4 protein-coding genes are annotated in these 4,397 nt (G+C 32.9%); all 4 read left to right on the forward strand.

Features of this window, described 5'->3' with window-relative positions; genetic code table 11:
- Positions 1-1,082 (forward strand): dihydrolipoamide acetyltransferase family protein (locus ABEY15_RS24300; RefSeq protein WP_429892509.1); only part of this gene is annotated, 1,082 nt, incomplete at its 5' end.
- 497 nt (positions 1,083-1,579) lie between these two features.
- Positions 1,580-2,056, forward strand: coding sequence for a GNAT family N-acetyltransferase (locus ABEY15_RS24305; protein ID WP_429892510.1), 477 nt, complete (start codon positions 1,580-1,582; stop codon positions 2,054-2,056).
- 172 nt (positions 2,057-2,228) lie between these two features.
- Entirely contained in the window at positions 2,229-3,479 is a 1,251-nt protein-coding gene (locus tag ABEY15_RS24310) for an MDR family MFS transporter (RefSeq protein WP_429892511.1), read from the forward strand.
- Between the two features lie 465 nt (positions 3,480-3,944).
- Positions 3,945-4,256: a hypothetical protein gene (locus ABEY15_RS24315; RefSeq protein WP_429892512.1), complete on the forward strand. Its 312-nt coding sequence runs from the start codon at positions 3,945-3,947 to the stop codon at positions 4,254-4,256.
- Positions 4,257-4,397: the final 141 nt, after the last annotated feature.

Here is a 4,397-nt window from a genome sequence, read left to right on the forward strand (position 1 = left end):
GTGCTTCTAGTGAAGTAGCTGCTACAACAATTGAAGAAAAACCAGTTGAAAAAGCTGCACCTGTAGCACCAGCACAAACTCCTGTAGCTGCTGCACCGGTTCAAACTATTGCTAAAACTGATGAGTCTGGTAAAGTTCGTTATTCTCCAGCTGTACTTCGTTTAGCACAAGAAAATAATCTTGATCTTTCATTAATTCCTGGTACAGGAAATAATGGTCGAGTTACTCGAAAAGATGTTTTAAATGCAATCGCAAATGGTGTACCTCAAGCGGCACCAGCACCTGTTGCAGTTGAAGCTCCTGCTCAACCAGTTGTAGCACAAACTGCTCCCGCAGCTCAAGCACCTGCTGCAGCACCAGTACCTGTTATCCCAACAGCAGTTGGTGATATTGAAATTCCAGTTACAGGTGTACGTAAAGCAATTGCTTCAAATATGTTACGTAGTAAACATGAAGCTCCACATGCTTGGATGATGATCGAAGTAGATGTTACAAACCTAGTTAATTACAGAAACAGCCTTAAAGATTCTTTCAAGAAAAAAGAAGGTTTCTCTTTAACATTCTTCGCATTCTTTGTTAAAGCTGTAGCGCAAGCACTTAAAGAATACCCAATGATTAATTCAATGTGGGCTGGAGATAAAATCATCCAAAAGAAAGATATTAACTTATCGATCGCTGTTGCAACAGACGATGCATTATTTGTTCCAGTAATTAAAAATGCTGATGAGAAAACAATCAAAGGTATCGCACGTGAAATTACTGAATTAGCTACAAAAGTTCGTACTGGCAAATTAAAATCAGACGAAATGCAAGGTGGCACATTCACAGTAAATAACACTGGATCATTTGGTAGTGTTCAAAGCGCGGGTATCATTAACTACCCACAAGCAGCAATTTTACAAATTGAAAGTATCGTAAAACGTCCAGCTGTTGTAAACGGAATGATTGGTGTTCGCGATATGGTTAACCTATGCTTATCACTTGATCACCGTGTACTTGACGGCTTTATTTGTGGTAAATTCTTAGGAAGAGTAAAAGAAATCCTAGAAAATACAACAAAAGAAAATACGAACGTATATTAATTTTATAAACAAAAGAGGTTGTCGTTAAGGCAACCTCTTTTTTATTTTATTTTGTCAAATGAGAAAATTAAAATCTTCGTGCTAAGTGCAAATAAAAATAGAGAATCTGCAATTAAATCCTTTGCTATCGCAAATAAAATAAGATATTACCCATATCGGTTATAATATTTTGCCTTAATTATAGTTAAAAGTAGCTCATTCAATTAGAGAACTAGCAAGCTTATTCTAATTTCTTTCTTTATAAACAATAATAGTAATGAATTACGCTAATTATCTTTAAAATGGCCACATAAATTTATGCATAATGTAAAAAGCCACCGAGATACCCCTCAACCATGCTATAGAATGCTATAGAAATAAAAAGCAGTATTTTATCAAAATAAAAAGGAGTATATGTGTGTCCTTTATCCTGAAATATAAAAAAGCCCTTTTTTAGTGACTTATGATAAAATTAATAATTATAAAATTCCGTAAATTATAATAAAGGGGTGGAATTTATGCTAGTTGAACAAAATGGGTATTACATATCAACGAATAAAGAATTATTAAACAGAGACGTTATTTATAACTTTTTAGACAAAGATTCATATTGGGCAAATGAAATTCCTTATGAATATATTGATCGATTTATCAAAGGATCTTTCTGTTTTGGTGTTTACAAGGGGAATCCAGGAGAAAGTGATCCAACCCAAGTAGGCTTTGCTAGAGTAGTATCAGATGGCGTCACATTTGCTTATTTAGCTGACGTATTTATTCTCCCAGAATATCGTAAAAAAGGCCTATCAAAATGGCTAATGGAAGAAATCATGCGTTATGAAAAACTATCAACAGTACGGACATTCATGCTTGGCACAAGAGATGCTCACAACTTATACCGCAAATACGGCTTTGAAGTGATAGATAATAGTAAAAACCGATTCATGGCTATATTAAAAGACAATCTTTATCGGAATATGAAAAACAATAGGGAATAGGATGCCATTCCTCTTCCTTATAATCCTCTTTTTCCTGCCTTCATGAATACCATTTTCCTTTACTCAACCTCCAGATCACTTTTAGAGCCCTGAACTAAAATCTTTACAAACTGTAACATTTGTAAGATAATTTACAAATATGTGACATCTTAGAGAATTAGGGGGGGATAAGATGTTTAAAAATTTATCTGCCGTACATCCTGTTGCTTGGAATATCGTTATTGGAACTTTATTCGTTAGATTTGCTAGCACAGTAAGTATGCCGTTTTTAGCTATTTATTTAACTTCAGTTAAACATATCTCACCTGCAATGGTTGGGCTTATGTTAACAGTTTCATCTTTTTTAGGGGTGTTTTTCAGTTTTATTGGAGGAACTCTTTCTGATCGTATTGGAAGGAAAACTATTTTATTATCGAGTATTTTTTTATGGTCTATTACATTAGTTGGTTTTGGACTAGGAAATTCATTCGCCTGGTTTTTTGTGCTGAACTCGATCTTAAATATTTGTTCATCATTTTTCGAACCTTCTTCAAGAGCATTACTTTCTGATTTAACCGACGAGAAATCAAAACTGTTAGTGTTTAACTTGCGGTATGCCGCTATTAATGTTGGAGTTGCAGTAGGTCCTTTAGTTGGTTTATATCTAGGAAGTTCAAAAAGCACATTGCCATTTGTATTATCTGGAATTGTGTACTTTTTTTATGGTTTAACATTATTATTTATGTTATCAAAGTATAAAATTGGAGAAGGAAAGTCTGCTTCGACAACTAACAAAGTTTCGATGAAGGCATCGTTTTCAATTTTACGTAAGGATATCATTTTTGCTTTAACGATTCTAACAATTTGTTTCTATGGTCTTGGTTATTCACAAAGCTTTTCAACAATGTCTCAATATTTTGCAAATGCACCACAGTTTCATAATGGCGTTAAATTGTATGCGTATTTAACAACAATCAATGCAGTAACTGTAGTAATACTTCAATTCCCAATTGTAAGTAGAATGAAGAATTTTTCACCTACTGTATCTATGATGATTGGTAATGTGATTGTTAGTTTAGCTGTTGCTGGATTTGGGTTATTTACTAACTTTTTCTTATTAGCAATCGTAATGATTGTGTTAACTGTAGGAGAAATATTTGCATTTACATTTACAGATGTATTTGTCGATCAGCTTGCTCCTGAAGAATTAAAGGGAACTTATTTTGGGGCAATGGGATTCTCAAAACTCGGTTTCGTTTTCGGTCCAGCGCTTGGCGGAAGTTTATTATCTTACTTCGGATATGAAAATGGCGGCCGTGGATTTGTTATTATTAGTGCAATCGCTTTTATAAGTTTTCCAATGATGTTTTTTGTAAATAGACTTTTTCAAAAAAGAAAAGAAGTGAAGGTTGAATCGGATACAAAATTAACTGTTAATTCTTAAAAGAACGCTTTTAAAGCGTTCTTTTTTTTTCAGAGTGTTAAGTTATCATTTTATTTTTCCATTCATTTCCAGTAATTAATTGTGATACATTTAATGTAAGAAAAAATTACGAGGATGGGGAGTTATTTGAATAAATATGGTAGGCTTTCTTTAATGATGGTTGGTATCAGTATAGTTATAGCTCTTTTTATTAATGATCACACTAAACAACTGGGCATATTCCTTTTATGTTTCTTAATCTTATCAATAACAGGGGTAATTTTTGCATTCCTCTCAAAAAAACTTACAAATATTATTCTTGGCGTAGTCTTAAATATTATCACATTTGTTTTCTTCTTCTTGTTAATATTAGCGTTCGGTATTGGAGAAGCTTAAAAATTAGAGTTATTTCATTTCATACTAATAAAGTATGCTTTCGTTCATTTCCTCATATATTGTATAAACAAGCGATATGGAGGGAGAGATATGGACGAACTTCTTTTTGATCAGCTTAAGTTATTAAGTTGGGACTGTATAATATTAGAAGGTGCTAGTGAGCAAGAAGAAGAGCTAATGAAAAATGTTTTATCCACATTACATTCAATCGGATTAAAAAATAAAATTGATGCAAAAGTTTTATTTATTGCAGGCGATGTGGAAAAGATTGATCAGTTTGTCATAAAAAATCCATTCGTAACTGTCATACGAGTTGTCGAAGAATTAAATGAAGATTACCAATACGCCATATCTACATTAGCTCATTTACCGAATGTAATCGTAGGGTTAGTGGATGAATAATTAAGGCGCTAAAAGATTCATTTGAAATAAGCAGGTTCAAAAGCTTGAATTAATAGCCGCTAAATTGGTAAGATGAAAAAAAGCATGTAAGGAGTAGATGAAATGAATATGAATTTTAATTTTTTTATGAATGATGTTGTC

This window comes from Gottfriedia acidiceleris (genome assembly GCF_050457485.1).
Classification (GTDB): Bacteria; Bacillota; Bacilli; order Bacillales; family Bacillaceae_G; genus Gottfriedia; species Gottfriedia acidiceleris_D.

Coding starts and splice junctions, on each gene's coding strand:
- ABEY15_RS24305 (WP_429892510.1), top strand. CDS start 1,580: ATGCTAGTTGAACAAAATGGGTATTACATATCAACGAATAAAGAATTA.
- ABEY15_RS24310 (WP_429892511.1), top strand. CDS start 2,229: ATGTTTAAAAATTTATCTGCCGTACATCCTGTTGCTTGGAATATCGTT.
- ABEY15_RS24315 (WP_429892512.1), top strand. CDS start 3,945: ATGGACGAACTTCTTTTTGATCAGCTTAAGTTATTAAGTTGGGACTGT.